This is a genomic window from Leeuwenhoekiella palythoae, assembly GCF_020310025.1.
Classification (GTDB): domain Bacteria; phylum Bacteroidota; class Bacteroidia; order Flavobacteriales; family Flavobacteriaceae; genus Leeuwenhoekiella; species Leeuwenhoekiella palythoae.
In genome coordinates, this window is record NZ_CP084318.1 from 1,724,309 (window position 1) to 1,738,451 (window position 14,143).

The following is a 14,143-nucleotide window of genomic DNA, read 5'->3' on the forward strand; positions in this document are numbered from 1 at the left end:
AGAACGCATTAATCTTCTAAAAGCTTCGGTCTAATGGTCGAAGCTGCGAGGTAGGATGCTAAAATTCCCAAAACAGAAATAGTTAAGAAAACCGCTAAAAAATTTACGAGTGTAAATTCCATTGGGTAGGGAAGGGTTGGCGTGATCATTTTAAGTTGAAACTGCAATTGCGCTCCCACGATCAAACTCCCCAAAACCAAACCGATTATACCGCCAAAAACACTCATCATCGCTCCTTGTAAGAAGTAAATCTTTTTGATGTCTTTTAAAGAGGCGCCTAGGCTATGTAATGTTTTAATATTGGCTTTTTTATCGATGATGATCATAATGATGCTTCCCACAAGATTGAAAAGCGCAATGATCAATACCAAGGTAAAGATGAGATAAACAGCCAAGTTTTCAGCATTCAGCATTTTGTAAAGCTTATCATTAAGCTGAAACCTAGTTTTTACTTGGGTTGTAGGACCAAAAATTTGCTGAACCTCACGCTGAACCTTTAAAGGATCTGCATTAGGATTGATTTTAATTTCGATAGCACTTAAGGTCGTATCCTTGTAGTTGAGCAGTTTACGGGCGTAATTAATATTGGTAAAAATATATTTCTGATCAAGTTCTTCATTTACTTGAAAAATATCAGAAACGACCAATTGCGAACTATTAAAAGCTTGCGTAGGGTCTGTGATTTGACCGGTTCCTGGTCTGGGCACCATCACACGAAGCAAGTCGGTATAATTATTTACTCCCAATGAAAGAATGCGAGAAATCCCAAAGCCTATGGCGGCTACAGGCTCTTCGGGAGTGATCCAATTACCATAAAGTAAGGTGCTGTCAATACTATTTACACTTCGGTAATTTTCATCAACACCTTTAATGTAGGCGATGTGGTTTTTCCCTCTAAATTCTAAAAAAGCGCGTTCTTCAATAACCTGAGTATAGCTAGCGATATCAGGATTATCTTCAAGTTCAGTAGCTTGCTCTGAAGTGAATTTTATGGTTTTTCCGCTTGCGGGAAGCACTTTTAAATCTGGATCAAAAATGGACGCAAAAGACAAACTAAAATCCTTTAAGCCCGAAAATCCGGAAAGTACTACAAACAAAGCCGCTGAACCTGCAATAATACTTACCGCCGAAATAAGTGTTATGATATTTATAGCATTATTACTGCTCTTAGTAAACAGGTAACGTTTTGCTATAAATACAGGAAATTTCAATAGTGAAGTGACTTATGATTTTTTTCTTCGCGGAAGTAAATCTGGATTTTGAATTGGATCTTCAGAGCCTTTAAGAGATTTGTCAATCCCATCTATATATTCTAGAGAATCGTCAACATAAAATTGCAATTCAGGCATACGACGCAATTGATGACGCGTACGATTTGCGATCTCATGTTTTATAAAAGGCTTTACGGCACTGACTTCTTTTAAAATTTCAGAAGCTTTATCGTGAGGAAAAATACTTAGATAGACTTTTGCCTGTGACAGATCTGTAGTTACATTTACTTTACTCACAGAGACAATAATATTTTTTACACCTGCCTGCATCAATGCCTTTTGAATGACATCAACCAAATCGCGTTGAAGTACTCCGGCTACTTTCTTTTGTCTATTTGTTTCCATACCGCAAAAATACATTTTTTATAAATGCGCTACCTTTAGCATGAGATGGAAATGCATACCGCATAAAATAGAATGAAACTTTAATAATGAAAAAGATAGAACACATAGGAATCGCAGTTAAAAGTCTGCAAGATTCTAATGAAATGTACACGAAGCTACTAGGAAAGCAACCTTACAAAACCGAAGCTGTAGCTTCTGAAGGTGTAACTACTTCATTTTTTGAAATAGGTGATACAAAAATTGAATTGCTTGAAGCAACTAAAGGAGAAAGTCCTATTGCCAAGTTTCTTGAAAAGCGGAGAGAGGGAATACATCATATCGCTTATGCGGTTGACGATATCAAAGCCGAAATGAATAGATTAAAATCTGAAGGCTTTGCCGTTTTAAACGAAACCCCCAAAAAAGGCGCTGATAATAAGTGGGTCGTTTTTTTGCATCCCAAAACAACAGGAGGTGTTTTAATAGAGTTATGTCAGGATATTGACTAGCTCAGAGCCGAGCTGTGATAAAATGCTTGTGACAAATAAAAATTAATCTTATTTTTGCGCCCGCTTTAATATCTAAATGATATTGAAAGCCGGTCCTATAGCTCAGTTGGTTAGAGCACCTGACTCATAATCAGGTGGTCCCTGGTTCGAGCCCAGGTGGGACCACTAGTAAACACTAAGCCTCAGAAGATTTTGTCTTCTGAGGCTTTTTTAATTTGCAAGTGATTTATTTACAGGTCTTAACGCGTTTATAGTAAGAAATATAAGACTTTATCCTTAAAGCGGTTAATTTAGCATATTGTTAAGGTTAAAAACCTACAAGAGCCGACAAAATGTAGTGTTAATTAGTTGAAATAATGTATTTTTTCTTAATATTGCGCTGTTCATTCAACTGAAGCCCCCATCTTCTATGCGTTTAAAACTATATACATATGTAGTTACGTTAATCCTCATTGTAGGTGTTAAGACTGTGGTCTATGCTGAAGATAAAAATCCACCACCTCCTAATGCTAGAAGTGTAGGGCCTCCCCCTCCTGTAGGAGCACAAGTGCCAATAGACGACTATATCCCGTATCTTTTGATATTAGGCATTTTTATAGGTGGATATTTCTTTTATAAAGCAGAACGTCAAAAAGTTACAAATTCATAAGGCGCTTTACATATTTCCCTATTACGTCAAATTCTAAATTTACTACTGTGTTTTTCTCAATGAAGTTGAATGTGGTATGTTCATAAGTATAAGGGATAATAGCGACACTAAATTCATTGATTTTAGAGTTGACTACCGTGAGGCTTACTCCATTGATGGTTATAGATCCTTTTTCAATGGTAACGTTATTTAAATCAAGATTATAACTGAACGTAAATATCCAGCTTCCATCTTTATTTTCTTTATGAATACACGTAGCGGTTTGATCCACATGACCTTGAACAATATGACCATCTAAGCGGCTGCCTAGAATCATGGCACGTTCTAGATTCACAAGATCTTGCTCTTTAAGTTCGTTAAGATTAGTCTTGTTTAGCGTTTCTTCAATTGCAGTAACGGTGTACGAATTATCGTTCAAACTTACTACTGTCAGACACACTCCATTGTGTGCAACACTCTGATCAATTTTCAGTTCAGCGGTAAGCCTACTTGAAACTGTAATATGTAAATTATCTCCCTCGCGTTCTAATTTTTCAACCCTCCCTAAATCTTCAATAATACCAGTAAACATGTTTGCGTTTTAATTAAGTACTTTTACATTATAATTTACAAAAGAAAACCAAAGCGGTTTCACATGAAAGAACAAAGTATAAAATTAGGAATTAGCATAGGAGATTTAAATGGAATTGGCGGAGAGGTTGTTCTCAAAACCTTTGAAGACGTAAGAATGCTTGATTTCTGTACACCTGTGATTTTTGCTTCGGCTAAAACAGTAAGTTTCCTTCTGAAACATTTTGAATTGGATATAAACTTTCAAGGAGTGAAAGAAGCAAGCAATGTGATCGAAGGTAAAATCAACGTGGTGAACGTTTGGAAAGATAATCCTAGAATTAATTTTGGTTCAGAAACTCCTGAAGCGGGTAGTTATGCGATAAAATCGTTGAAAGCAGCGGTAACTGCATTGAAGTCAGGAGAAATCGATGCCTTGGTGACCGCACCTATCAATAAAGCAAATATTCAGGGAGAGGAATTCAATTTCCCGGGACATACCGATTATTTGAATCAGGAGTTAGAAGGTCATAGCCTTATGTTTATGGTATCACAAAAGCTCAAGGTTGGTTTACTTACAGACCATGTGCCTGTAAAAGATGTGACAACTAAAATTACAGCCAATTTAATTAAACAGAAGTTTAAAACGATTCATCATTCGCTGGTTCAGGATTTTGGCGTGAGTAAACCTAAAATTGCATTCTTAGGGATCAATCCACATGTGGGTGATAATGGAGTGATAGGTAAGGAAGATGATGAGGTTCTAATTCCTACATTAATAGAACTGCGCGATCAAGGACATCTGACGTATGGGCCGTATGCTGCTGATAGTTTCTTCGGAAGCGGAAACTATAAGAATTTCGATGCGATCATTGCAGCCTATCATGACCAGGGCTTAATTCCTTTTAAAACCTTAGCTTTTGGAAAAGGAGTAAACTACACTGCCGGACTTAATAAAGTACGTACCTCACCAGACCACGGAACCGCATTTGAAATTGCCGGAAAAGGCATTGCTGACATCAATTCGTTTAAAGAAGCAGTATATATGGCGTTAGATATTTATAGGAAAAGAGAGGAATATGCTGTCTTGACCGAAAATATTTTGCAAAAACAACCGCGAAAAAAACAATATTCCGGTCGCTCTCGTGGAAAATAAACATATTTAAAAAATTTATCCACACTTAATTAACAGCTAAATAAAAATTTATATCTTTGCACCCGCCTTTTGCGGAAGTGGAGATTTTAGGAAAGAGAAAGGTAATGAAGCATTTGAAAACGTATACCATACAATTTGTTGGTTTAAAACAAGGGGAACACGATTTTCAATATGAAATTGACAATACGTTCTTTGAGCATTTTGATTATGATGACTTCAATAGCATCTCAGTAGACTTAAAGGTAACTTTGATTAAAAAGTCAACCTTGATGGAGTTTTACTTTGATGCTGAAGGTACTGTAAATGTAAATTGTGATTTAACTAATGAACCTTACGATAATCCATTAGAAACTTCGTATAAGTTGGTGGTTAAGTTTGGTCAGGAGTACAATGATGAGATTGATGATATTTTAATTTTGCCGCATGGTGAATACGAAGTAAATATCGCGCAGTACATTTATGAAACTTTGGTTCTGGCGATGCCTGCAAAAAGAGTGCATCCGGGAGTTGAAGACGGTACTTTAAAGTCAGACATATTAGATAAACTTGAAGAATTAAGTATAAAAAATAATCAAGAGGAAGAGGAACAAGAACCTCAACCTAAGGAAATAGATCCCCGTTGGGACAAACTAAAAGATTTTTTAACAGATAATTAATAATTAACGGTAATGGCACATCCTAAGAGAAAAATCTCGAAAACAAGAAGAGATAAGAGAAGAACACATTACAAAGCTGCAATGCCTAAAATTGGTGTAGACGCCACTACTGGTGAAGCTCACCTTTATCACCGTGCACACTGGCACGAGGGCAAACTTTATTACAGAGGGCAGGTTGTAATTGATGCAACAGCTGGCGAAGAAGTTGCTTAATAAAGACTTATAAAAAGATTAAACTCCCATCAAAGTGGGAGTTTTTTTTATTTTTTAGAAGGAGCAAAAAACGTTAATTGTAGGCTTTAATTGTTCTATTTTTAGTACTTTTCCTCCCATTTTTTAAGCGAAAAACCTTGTTTTTTCGTAGAAACCAGATTTATATGAGTAAAATCACTGCAGCCATAACTGCTGTTGGCGCTTATGTGCCAGAATATGTGCTTACCAATGAAATTTTGGAAACCATGGTTGAGACCAATGATGAATGGATCACAACCAGAACAGGAATTAAAGAGCGCAGAATCCTAAAAGATCCCGATAAAGGAACTTCCTTTTTAGGTATTAAAGCTGCCGAAGACCTGATCAACAAAAGCGGTATTGACCCATCAGAAATTGATATGGTGATTATGGCTACCGCAACTCCCGACTTACCCGTAGCATCTACCGCTGCTTATGTTGCCACACAAATAGGTGCAACAAATGCATTTTCTTACGATTTACAAGCTGCGTGCTCCAGCTTTTTATATGGAATGTCTACAGCTTCTGCATATGTAGCTTCAGGAAAATATAAAAAAGTCCTTTTAATAGGAGCAGATAAAATGTCTTCTATTATAGACTATACAGATCGTACTACCTGCATCATTTTTGGTGATGGTGGTGGCGCTGTCCTTTTTGAACCTAATGAAGAAGGCCTAGGACTTCAAGACGAATTTTTACGTTCTGATGGTATAGGAAGAGATTTCTTGCGTATCGAAGCGGGAGGTTCCTTAATGCCGGCTTCAGAAGAAACGGTAGCAAATAAAAAACACTACGTTTTTCAAGACGGTAAAACAGTATTTAAATTTGCCGTCTCAAACATGGCAGATGTGAGCGAGCGCATTATGCAGCGCAATAATTTGAGTCACGATGATGTTAGTTGGCTTGTAGCACACCAGGCAAACAAACGTATTATTGATGCAACTGCCCGACGTATGGGGCTTGACGACAATAAAGTGCTGATGAATATTGCACGTTACGGAAATACAACATCTGCGACACTTCCCTTGCTTTTAAGCGATTTTGAAAAGCAGTTTAAAAAAGGGGATAATTTAATATTTGCCGCTTTTGGAGGCGGTTTTACTTGGGGTTCCATTTATTTGAAATGGGCCTACAATGCTTAATTTTTAATCTAACTAACGTTATTAATTATGGATTTAAAAGAAATTCAGAATCTTATCAAGTTTGTTGCTAAATCTGGCGCAAGCGAGGTTAAACTTGAGATGGACGATGTGAAAATCACCATTAGAACTGGTGAAGACAGTAAAGGTGAGACCACAATCCTTCAGCAAGTACCTATGATGGGTTCTGCACTGCCACAGCAAGCAGCTCCTGCAGCACAACCTGCAGCACCGGCACCAGCCCCTGCAGCTCCAGAAGCTGAAAAGCCTAAGGCAGATGATAGTGACAAATACATTACTGTAAAGTCGCCAATCATTGGTACATTCTACCGTAAACCAGCACCAGACAAACCTACTTTTGTTGAAGTTGGAGCAAGTATCAAAGAAGGTGACGTACTTTGCGTTATTGAAGCAATGAAATTATTCAACGAGATCGAAAGTGAAGTTAGCGGTAAGATCGTTAAAGTTCTTGTTGATGATTCTTCTCCGGTTGAATTTGACCAACCACTATTCTTGGTAGACCCTGCATAATTATTTATTTGATCTAAAGTTTCCACTTTTGGTAAGCATACGCTGAAACTCGGCGTTTAAAAGATCAAATACTATAGATTAAAGCCTTATGGCTTAAACTATAAAGACAACAGATATGTTTAAAAAGATACTTATAGCAAACAGAGGGGAGATTGCACTACGTGTAATACGAACCTGTAAAGAAATGGGCATCAAAACTGTAGCGGTTTATTCTACTGCAGATGCCGAAAGTTTGCACGTACGTTTTGCAGATGAAGCGGTTTGTATTGGGCCGGCTCCAAGTAGTGAATCGTATTTGAAAATAGCAAATATTATGGCTGCTGCCGAAATTACTAACGCAGACGCTATTCACCCGGGTTACGGATTCCTTTCTGAAAATGCTCGTTTTTCAAAAATTTGTCAAGAGCACGATGTAAAATTCATCGGAGCTTCTCCTGATATGATTTCAAAGATGGGAGACAAGGCAACCGCAAAAGCTACGATGAAAGCAGCCGGAGTTCCTTGTGTTCCCGGAAGTGACGGGATTATTGAAGATTTTGAATCGTGTGAGCGCATCGCAGAAGAGACAGGATATCCTGTAATGCTTAAAGCTACTGCCGGTGGTGGTGGTAAAGGTATGCGTGCGGTTTGGAAAAAAGAAGACTTGCGTAAAGCTTGGGATTCTGCGCGTCAAGAGGCTTCTGCATCTTTCGGAAATGACGGAATGTATATGGAAAAGCTTATTGAAGAGCCACGCCATATCGAGATTCAGGTTGTTGGAGACAGCAACGGTAAAGCCTGTCACCTTTCTGAGCGTGATTGTTCCGTTCAGCGTCGTCACCAAAAACTTACCGAAGAAACACCTTCACCATTTATGACCGATGAACTTCGTGAGAAAATGGGAGCTGCAGCCGTTCGTGCCGCAGAATTTATTAAATATGAAGGAGCAGGTACTGTAGAATTTTTGGTAGATAAACACCGCAATTTCTACTTTATGGAAATGAATACGCGTATCCAAGTAGAGCATCCTATTACCGAGCAAGTAGTAGATTATGACTTGATTCGCGAGCAAATTCTCGTTGCTGCCGGAGTTGCAATTTCTGGTAAAAACTACTATCCGCAATTGCATTCTATTGAGTGCCGTATCAACGCGGAAGATCCTTATAACAACTTTAGACCTTCACCAGGTAAGATTACCAACTTACACGCGCCGGGCGGTCACGGAGTTCGTATCGATACGCACGTTTACAGCGGGTATTCAATCGTTCCTAACTACGATTCTATGATCGCAAAATTGATCACTACGGCACAAACCCGTGAAGAGGCGATCAATAAAATGAAGCGTGCTTTAGATGAGTTTGTTATTGAAGGAATTAAAACAACGATCCCATTCCACAGACAGTTGATGGACGACCCTGCATACATTTCAGGAAACTACACCACTGCCTTTATGGATGATTTTAAAATGAATCCACCGGTAGAAGAATAAGATCTACCGTTCAATAGATATCAACCCTGAACCTTTGTTCGGGGTTTTTTTATGGCTAGCGGCAAAGGCAGGCTTTCAGGACTCGCTTTCTGCCAAAAAGGGCAGAAGAGCTCAAACAAATCCTTCAATCCCTAATGCAAAATTCTGCTATCTTTAAGCTGTTATGCAAGAACCTTATACTAATCTCTCGTATTGGGAATACAAATCCTGGCTAGCAGATGTCGACTTTACCATTGTGGGAAGTGGCATTACAGGACTCAGTTGTGCGTTGCAGCTGCGTAAACGCTTTCCTATATCTAAAATTCTAATTCTCGAGCGCGGAAGTCTTCCACAGGGAGCAAGTACGAAGAATGCTGGTTTCGCTTGTTTTGGAAGCGTTTCAGAGCTTTTATCAGATTTAGACCGCCATAGCGAAGACGAAGTTTTAAAACTGGTTAAAATGCGCGTAGATGGGCTGAAGGTTTTGAGAGAAACCTTAGGCGATCAGGCTATCGGTTTTGAAAAGTGTGGCGGTTATGAACTTTTTCTAAACACAAACCTTGAGCTTTATGAAAACTGTTTCAGTCAGATCGATTATCTAAATGAATTACTTGAACCGGTTTTTGAAAAACCTATTTTCAGTAGTGCTCAGAACAGATTTCAATTTAAGAATATTCAAGAAAGACTGCTATTTAATGCTGAAGAAGGTGCGATAGACACGGGGAACATGATGCAAGGTCTGCTTCAAAAAGCGCTTCAACAGAATATACTGATCTTAAATAATTGGACGGTTACCGGTTTTGAAACACTATCGAATAGCGTAGAAGTACGAGCAAATTCCATCTCATTCAAAACAAAAAAACTATTCATAGCAACTAATGGTTTAGCAACACATTTGGGAATTACTCAAGTGCAACCAGCGCGCAATCAAGTGTTGGTGACCAAACCTATTCCTGATCTAAAAATCAAAGGCACGTTTCACCTGGATGAAGGCTATACCTATTTCAGAAATATCGATAACCGAATCCTTTTAGGAGGCGGCCGCAATCTGGATTTAACCGGGGAACAAACCGATGCACTCGGGACTTCAGTAACTATTCAAGCGCATTTAGAAAAGACACTCAGTCAAATAATTCTACCGCAAACTCCAGTTGAAATCGACTATCGCTGGAGCGGAATTCTGGGTGTTGGAGCTCAAAAGAAGCCCATCCTAAAACCGCTTTCAGAACACGTTTTTTGCGGTGTTCGACTAGGAGGAATGGGTGTAGCTATTGGCAGCCAGATAGGGAAGGACCTGGCTGATTTATTGGACCCGCCAAAAAATATGAAAGTATAGCGCTAGATTAGAGCTTCAGTTTTAAATAAACGAAAGTGTCTTTATCTAAAGCATCAACAGTATTAAAGTAGATCTTTTGTCCTTGAGCTTCAGCTTCCACGAGATAGTAACTTCCTTTAAAATACGATTTAATCACGGTGGCTTTTAACCCGGTTTCAGATTCAGAAACCTCAAGTTGATGCGGCATAATCAAATGTTTTTCACCATCAAGTTCTAGCGTATTCACATCACCAAAAAACGAAGCGACATAAGCATTCTTTGGATTTGCAAACAAAGCTTTCGGAGTTGCGGTTTGTATAAATTGACCCTCGCGCATCATTTTAATTTCGTCTGAAAAAGAAAGTGCTTCTTCGCTGTCGTGCGTGGCGGTAATGCAGGTTATGTTTTCTTTTTTCAGATACGCGTAGAGATTTCGGCGTAAGGCATTCCGTCTAAAATTATCAATATGGCTAAACGGTTCGTCCAGCAAGAGCAGTTCTGGTTCTTTGGCAATAGCGCGTGCAAGTGCAACCCGCTGTTTTTGTCCACCACTCAAAAGTTTTACGTGTACATCGGCAAAAGCGGTCATATCAACCACTTCAAGAAGCTCGTTAATGCGTTCTTCCCGCTGTTGCATAAAACGACGCGACAGATGTTTCCCAATATTATCTGCTACCGAAATATAGGGCATCAAGTCAAAATCCTGAGCGAGATATTTGATAAAAGGCTCTCCCGGAACCAAGTTAAAGTTGGGGCCTAAAAGTTCGTTGTCGTTCCAAAAAATAGTCCCGTTTTCAACGTGAAGTAAGCCATAGATGATTTTAAGCAAGGTGCTTTTTCCGCAGCCACTTTCCCCTAAAATTGAAATGTGCTTTCCTTTTTCTACCGTGAAATCAAGATTTTTTAAAACGGTTTCTTCGGTATAGCCGAAGTCGGTTATGTCTACTTTTAGCATAATAGAATATAAAAAGACCTCAAAAGTTATCAAAGCCTTTGAGGTCTTAATTTTATTGGTTTTAAAAAGCTCCGCAGTTAGCCTTTAATCTCTGATTTAGTTTTTTCCGGAAGTACGTCAAAGCCCATATTGTAAAGCGTAAAGGCAAAAATATCTGCTGTTTGCTCAATTTGCTTGCTTACCGGAGTTCCTGCACCGTGGCCGGCATATGTCTCAATACGTATCAAAACAGGTGCGTCACCGGCTTGTTTCTCTTGCAATTCTGCAGCAAATTTAAAACTGTGTGCAGGAACCACGCGATCATCGTGATCTCCTGTTGTTACTAAAGTTGCAGGATATTTAGTCCCGGCTTTTACATTATGAACAGGAGAATAACCTTTAATGTATTCAAACATTTCTTTGCTGTCTTCTGAAGTTCCGTAGTCGTATGCCCAGCCGGCTCCGGCGGTGAATGTGTGATAACGCAGCATATCCATCACGCCCACTGCAGGAAGCGCTACCTTCATCAAATCGGGTCTTTGCGTCATCGTTGCACCCACGAGCAAACCACCGTTAGAACCACCGCGAACGGCCAAATAATCGCTTGAGGTATAGTTTTCTGAAATCAGGTATTCTGCGGCAGCGATAAAGTCATCAAAGACATTTTGCTTTTGCATTTTGGTACCGGCGTCGTGCCATTCTTTACCATATTCGCCGCCACCACGCAGGTTAGGCACGGCATACACACCGCCCATTTCCATCCAGATCGCATTAGTAATGCTGAATGAAGGCGTAAGCGAAATATTAAAACCACCATAACCATAAAGAATGGTTGGGTTCTTACCGTTAAGTTCTAAACCTTTTTTGAAGGTGATGATCATAGGAACTTTTGTACCGTCTTTTGAAGTATAAAATACTTGCTTGCTCTCGTAATTCTCAGGATCAAAATTGATCGCCGGTTTACGGAACAATTCAGAAGCTCCAGACTCAATGTTGTATTTGTAAATACTTCCTGGAGTGGTATAGTTGGTAAAACTGTAAAAAAGTTCTTTATCTTCTTTTTTAGCTCCAAAACCACCGGCGCTTCCGATGCCGGGTAGTTCAACTTCGCGCACCAGCTTACCTTTATAATCGTATTGTTTTACTTGCGAAACGGCATCAACCATATATTCTGCAAAAAAGTAACCACCACCGGTAGAGGGTGAAAGCACATTTTCGGTTTCCGGGATAAAATCTTCCCAGTTTTCTGGAGTTGGGTTAGCAGCGTCAACGGTAACGATCTTGCGGTTGGGCGCATCTTTGTCGGTCACAATGTAAAGTTTAGAACCTACATTTTCGATCACAGAAGTATTGGTTTCTTCCGTATCAACGATCGCAACAAAATCGGCATTTGGCTTGCTCAGATCTTTGATATAAAGCTTGTTTCCTGAAGTTGCATTACTAGCGCTCAAGATCAAATATTCATTGTCTTCTGTCGTTCTTGCGCCAATGTAGCGATGCTTTTTCTCAGGCGTACCGCCAAAGATCAGTTCGTCCTCTTTTTGAGCCGTATTCAGCTTGTGGTAATACACTTTGTGCTGATCTGTTTTTGCTGAAAGTTCGCTGCCGTCTGGCTTGTCATAACTCGAGTAGTAAAACCCGTCGTTCTCGCGCCAAGAGATTCCGCTAAACTTGATATCGACCAAAGTATCTTCGGTGATCTCTTTGGTTTCAGCATCCATTACCAAAACCTTTCTCCAGTCGCTTCCCCCTTCAGAAATACTATACGCAGCCAGTTTTCCATTATCTGAAAAACTAAGTCCGCCTAGTGAAATGGTACCGTCTTCGGCAAAGGTGTTGGGATCTAAAAATACTTCTGCAGTTGAAGGATCTTCACCGGTTTTATAACGGTAGATCACATACTGATTTTGCAGTCCGTCATTTTTATAGAAATAGGTGTAATCACCTTCTTTAAAAGGAGCGCCAATTTTCTCGTAGTTCCAGATTTTCTCAAGCTTTTGCTTGATTTCATCTTTAAACGGAATCTTATCTAAATAGCCAAACGTGGCCTTATTTTCTGCTTTTACCCAAGCCTCAGTCTCGGCACTGCGATCGTCTTCGAGCCAGCGATACGGGTCGGGAACTTCGGTGCCAAAATAGGTGTCAACGGTATCTACCTTTTTCGTTTCAGGATAAATCATATTTAATTTTTTTGTTCGGATGGTTTGTGCTTGTAGAATTATTCCGAAAGATGCAAAACAATATAGGAGTGTTAATTTTTTCATTTGAAACAAAATTGAATTCTTTCAAATATAGGCAATAAAAAAACCTCCGAAACGCCACGTCTCAGAGGTTTGTGTAATTATTTGGCTGGTGTGATTTAAACCAATTCTTTAGCTGCTAGATATTCAGCGATTTGAACCGCATTGGTTGCTGCACCTTTTCTCAGGTTATCTGCAACCACCCACATATTTAGCGTGTTTTCTTGCGAATAATCACGACGAATACGACCTACAAATACATCGTTTTTACCTTCAGCGTAAATAGGCATTGGGTAAGTATTGGTATCCGGATTATCTTGAACGATAACACCATCTTGTGCTTGAAGCAGTTGACGAACTTCTGCTAGGTCAAAATCATTTTCAAACTGCACGTTGATCGCTTCAGAATGGCCACCCACAACCGGGATGCGCACCGCTGTAGCAGTAACTGCAATCGTGTTATCACCTAAGATTTTCTGAGTCTCGTTAACGAGTTTCATTTCTTCTTTGGTATACCCATTTTCGGTAAACACATCGCAAGCAGGGATTGCATTGCGGTGAATAGGATAGGCGTAAGCCATATCACCTTGCTCTCCTTTATATTCATTTTCTAACTGCTGAACCGCTTTAACTCCGGTTCCGGTAATAGACTGATACGTAGAGATTACAAGACGCTTGATCTTATATTTCTTATGTAAAGGTGCCAAAGCCAAAACCATCTGAATAGTAGAACAGTTAGGATTAGCGATAATTTTATCTGAATCTTCTAATTCTGAAGCGTTGATCTCAGGAACAATAAGTTTTTTATCAGGATCCATTCTCCACGCAGAAGAGTTGTCTACAACAGTAGTACCCACCTCAGCAAACTTAGGAGCAAACTCTAACGAAGTCCCACCACCTGCAGAAAAAATCGCGATATCAGGACGTGCTGCAATCGCATCTTCCATAGAACTAATGGTGTATTCTTTGTCTTTATAGGTAACCGTTTTACCTACTGAGCGTGCGCTGGCAACAGGTATTAATTCGGTTATGGGGAAGTTGCGTTCTGCTAATACTTGCAACATTACGTGGCCTACCATCCCGGTGGCACCTACAACAGCTACTTTCATAATTTTAATCTTTAGCGTGTGTCAATCTCAATATCGTTGAGAAAATTTAGTTTGTTAGTTCCGCTGAAAATCAGCCAGCCTGA

Annotated in this window: 15 protein-coding genes and 1 tRNA gene; 10 read left to right on the forward strand and 6 right to left on the reverse strand. The window is 39.4% G+C overall.

Annotation, left to right across the window (positions count from 1 at the left end; translation table 11 throughout):
* Window positions 1-8 precede the first annotated feature (8 nt).
* Both LDL79_RS07260 and rbfA read right to left on the reverse strand, forming a co-directional pair.
* Window positions 9-1,211: an ABC transporter permease gene (locus tag LDL79_RS07260; protein ID WP_225599736.1), complete on the reverse strand. Its 1,203-nt coding sequence runs from the start codon at window positions 1,209-1,211 to the stop codon at window positions 9-11.
* 12 nt (window positions 1,212-1,223) lie between these two features.
* Window positions 1,224-1,616: a 30S ribosome-binding factor RbfA gene (gene rbfA / locus LDL79_RS07265; RefSeq protein WP_167598431.1), complete on the reverse strand. Its 393-nt coding sequence runs from the start codon at window positions 1,614-1,616 to the stop codon at window positions 1,224-1,226.
* Between the two features lie 86 nt (window positions 1,617-1,702).
* On the opposite strand from rbfA, the gene mce reads away from it, so the two are divergent.
* The 3 genes from mce to LDL79_RS07280 all read left to right on the forward strand — a co-directional run bounded on the left by mce (window position 1,703) and on the right by LDL79_RS07280 (window position 2,753).
* The gene (mce, locus tag LDL79_RS07270; protein WP_225599737.1) at window positions 1,703-2,104 is read left to right on the forward strand and encodes a methylmalonyl-CoA epimerase; all 402 of its coding nucleotides are present in this window, start codon (window positions 1,703-1,705) and stop codon (window positions 2,102-2,104) included.
* A 91-nt stretch (window positions 2,105-2,195) separates the two neighbouring features.
* Window positions 2,196-2,269 (forward strand) — tRNA-Ile (locus tag LDL79_RS07275).
* A 244-nt stretch (window positions 2,270-2,513) separates the two neighbouring features.
* A complete protein-coding gene (locus LDL79_RS07280) occupies window positions 2,514-2,753 on the forward strand; it encodes a hypothetical protein (protein WP_225599738.1) in 240 nt (79 codons plus the stop codon).
* Here LDL79_RS07280 and LDL79_RS07285 read toward each other — a convergent pair.
* Window positions 2,740-3,324: a riboflavin synthase gene (locus tag LDL79_RS07285; protein WP_225599739.1), complete on the reverse strand. Its 585-nt coding sequence runs from the start codon at window positions 3,322-3,324 to the stop codon at window positions 2,740-2,742. The genes LDL79_RS07280 and LDL79_RS07285 overlap by 14 nt on opposite strands.
* Window positions 3,325-3,387: 63 nt before the next feature.
* Here LDL79_RS07285 and pdxA point away from each other — a divergent pair, with 63 nt between their 5' ends.
* From pdxA to LDL79_RS07320, 7 genes are all read left to right on the forward strand, one after another.
* Complete coding sequence (gene pdxA / locus LDL79_RS07290) at window positions 3,388-4,458, forward strand: 4-hydroxythreonine-4-phosphate dehydrogenase PdxA (protein WP_225599740.1); 1,071 nt, start codon at window positions 3,388-3,390, stop codon at window positions 4,456-4,458.
* Window positions 4,459-4,562: 104 nt separating this feature from the next.
* On the forward strand, window positions 4,563-5,114 hold the full coding sequence (locus LDL79_RS07295; protein WP_225599741.1) for a YceD family protein: 552 nt from the start codon (window positions 4,563-4,565) through the stop codon (window positions 5,112-5,114).
* 12 nt (window positions 5,115-5,126) lie between these two features.
* Window positions 5,127-5,327, forward strand: coding sequence for a 50S ribosomal protein L32 (rpmF, locus tag LDL79_RS07300; RefSeq protein ID WP_040533061.1), 201 nt, complete (start codon window positions 5,127-5,129; stop codon window positions 5,325-5,327).
* A gap of 164 nt (window positions 5,328-5,491) precedes the next feature.
* On the forward strand, window positions 5,492-6,487 hold the full coding sequence (locus tag LDL79_RS07305; protein WP_225599742.1) for a beta-ketoacyl-ACP synthase III: 996 nt from the start codon (window positions 5,492-5,494) through the stop codon (window positions 6,485-6,487).
* A 27-nt stretch (window positions 6,488-6,514) separates the two neighbouring features.
* Window positions 6,515-7,015, forward strand: a complete 501-nt coding sequence (gene accB / locus LDL79_RS07310) for an acetyl-CoA carboxylase biotin carboxyl carrier protein (RefSeq protein WP_225599743.1) — start codon at window positions 6,515-6,517, stop codon at window positions 7,013-7,015.
* A 115-nt stretch (window positions 7,016-7,130) separates the two neighbouring features.
* The gene (gene accC, locus LDL79_RS07315) at window positions 7,131-8,483 is read left to right on the forward strand and encodes an acetyl-CoA carboxylase biotin carboxylase subunit (RefSeq protein WP_072980989.1); all 1,353 of its coding nucleotides are present in this window, start codon (window positions 7,131-7,133) and stop codon (window positions 8,481-8,483) included.
* A gap of 163 nt (window positions 8,484-8,646) precedes the next feature.
* Window positions 8,647-9,798 (forward strand): NAD(P)/FAD-dependent oxidoreductase, encoded by a 1,152-nt coding sequence (locus LDL79_RS07320; protein ID WP_225599744.1) that lies wholly within the window; start codon window positions 8,647-8,649, stop codon window positions 9,796-9,798.
* A gap of 7 nt (window positions 9,799-9,805) precedes the next feature.
* On the opposite strand, the gene LDL79_RS07325 is transcribed toward LDL79_RS07320, so the two are convergent.
* From LDL79_RS07325 to LDL79_RS07335, 3 genes are all read right to left on the reverse strand, one after another.
* Window positions 9,806-10,732 (reverse strand): ABC transporter ATP-binding protein, encoded by a 927-nt coding sequence (locus LDL79_RS07325; protein ID WP_225599745.1) that lies wholly within the window; start codon window positions 10,730-10,732, stop codon window positions 9,806-9,808.
* 77 nt (window positions 10,733-10,809) lie between these two features.
* Window positions 10,810-12,891 (reverse strand): prolyl oligopeptidase family serine peptidase, encoded by a 2,082-nt coding sequence (locus LDL79_RS07330; RefSeq protein WP_394372618.1) that lies wholly within the window; start codon window positions 12,889-12,891, stop codon window positions 10,810-10,812.
* 179 nt (window positions 12,892-13,070) lie between these two features.
* Window positions 13,071-14,060 (reverse strand): aspartate-semialdehyde dehydrogenase, encoded by a 990-nt coding sequence (locus LDL79_RS07335; RefSeq protein WP_225599747.1) that lies wholly within the window; start codon window positions 14,058-14,060, stop codon window positions 13,071-13,073.
* Window positions 14,061-14,143 lie beyond the last annotated feature (83 nt).

Excerpts from the sequence above, each read along its gene's own strand:
- rbfA (WP_167598431.1), bottom strand. The coding sequence starts at position 1,616 with ATGGAAACAAATAGACAAAAGAAAGTAGCCGGAGTACTTCAACGCGAT.
- mce (WP_225599737.1), top strand. The coding sequence starts at position 1,703 with ATGAAAAAGATAGAACACATAGGAATCGCAGTTAAAAGTCTGCAAGAT.
- LDL79_RS07280 (WP_225599738.1), top strand. The coding sequence starts at position 2,514 with ATGCGTTTAAAACTATATACATATGTAGTTACGTTAATCCTCATTGTA.
- LDL79_RS07285 (WP_225599739.1), bottom strand. The coding sequence starts at position 3,324 with ATGTTTACTGGTATTATTGAAGATTTAGGGAGGGTTGAAAAATTAGAA.
- pdxA (WP_225599740.1), top strand. The coding sequence starts at position 3,388 with ATGAAAGAACAAAGTATAAAATTAGGAATTAGCATAGGAGATTTAAAT.
- LDL79_RS07295 (WP_225599741.1), top strand. The coding sequence starts at position 4,563 with ATGAAGCATTTGAAAACGTATACCATACAATTTGTTGGTTTAAAACAA.
- rpmF (WP_040533061.1), top strand. The coding sequence starts at position 5,127 with ATGGCACATCCTAAGAGAAAAATCTCGAAAACAAGAAGAGATAAGAGA.
- LDL79_RS07305 (WP_225599742.1), top strand. The coding sequence starts at position 5,492 with ATGAGTAAAATCACTGCAGCCATAACTGCTGTTGGCGCTTATGTGCCA.
- accB (WP_225599743.1), top strand. The coding sequence starts at position 6,515 with ATGGATTTAAAAGAAATTCAGAATCTTATCAAGTTTGTTGCTAAATCT.
- accC (WP_072980989.1), top strand. The coding sequence starts at position 7,131 with ATGTTTAAAAAGATACTTATAGCAAACAGAGGGGAGATTGCACTACGT.
- LDL79_RS07320 (WP_225599744.1), top strand. The coding sequence starts at position 8,647 with ATGCAAGAACCTTATACTAATCTCTCGTATTGGGAATACAAATCCTGG.
- LDL79_RS07325 (WP_225599745.1), bottom strand. The coding sequence starts at position 10,732 with ATGCTAAAAGTAGACATAACCGACTTCGGCTATACCGAAGAAACCGTT.
- LDL79_RS07330 (WP_394372618.1), bottom strand. The coding sequence starts at position 12,891 with ATGATTTATCCTGAAACGAAAAAGGTAGATACCGTTGACACCTATTTT.
- LDL79_RS07335 (WP_225599747.1), bottom strand. The coding sequence starts at position 14,060 with ATGAAAGTAGCTGTTGTAGGTGCCACCGGGATGGTAGGCCACGTAATG.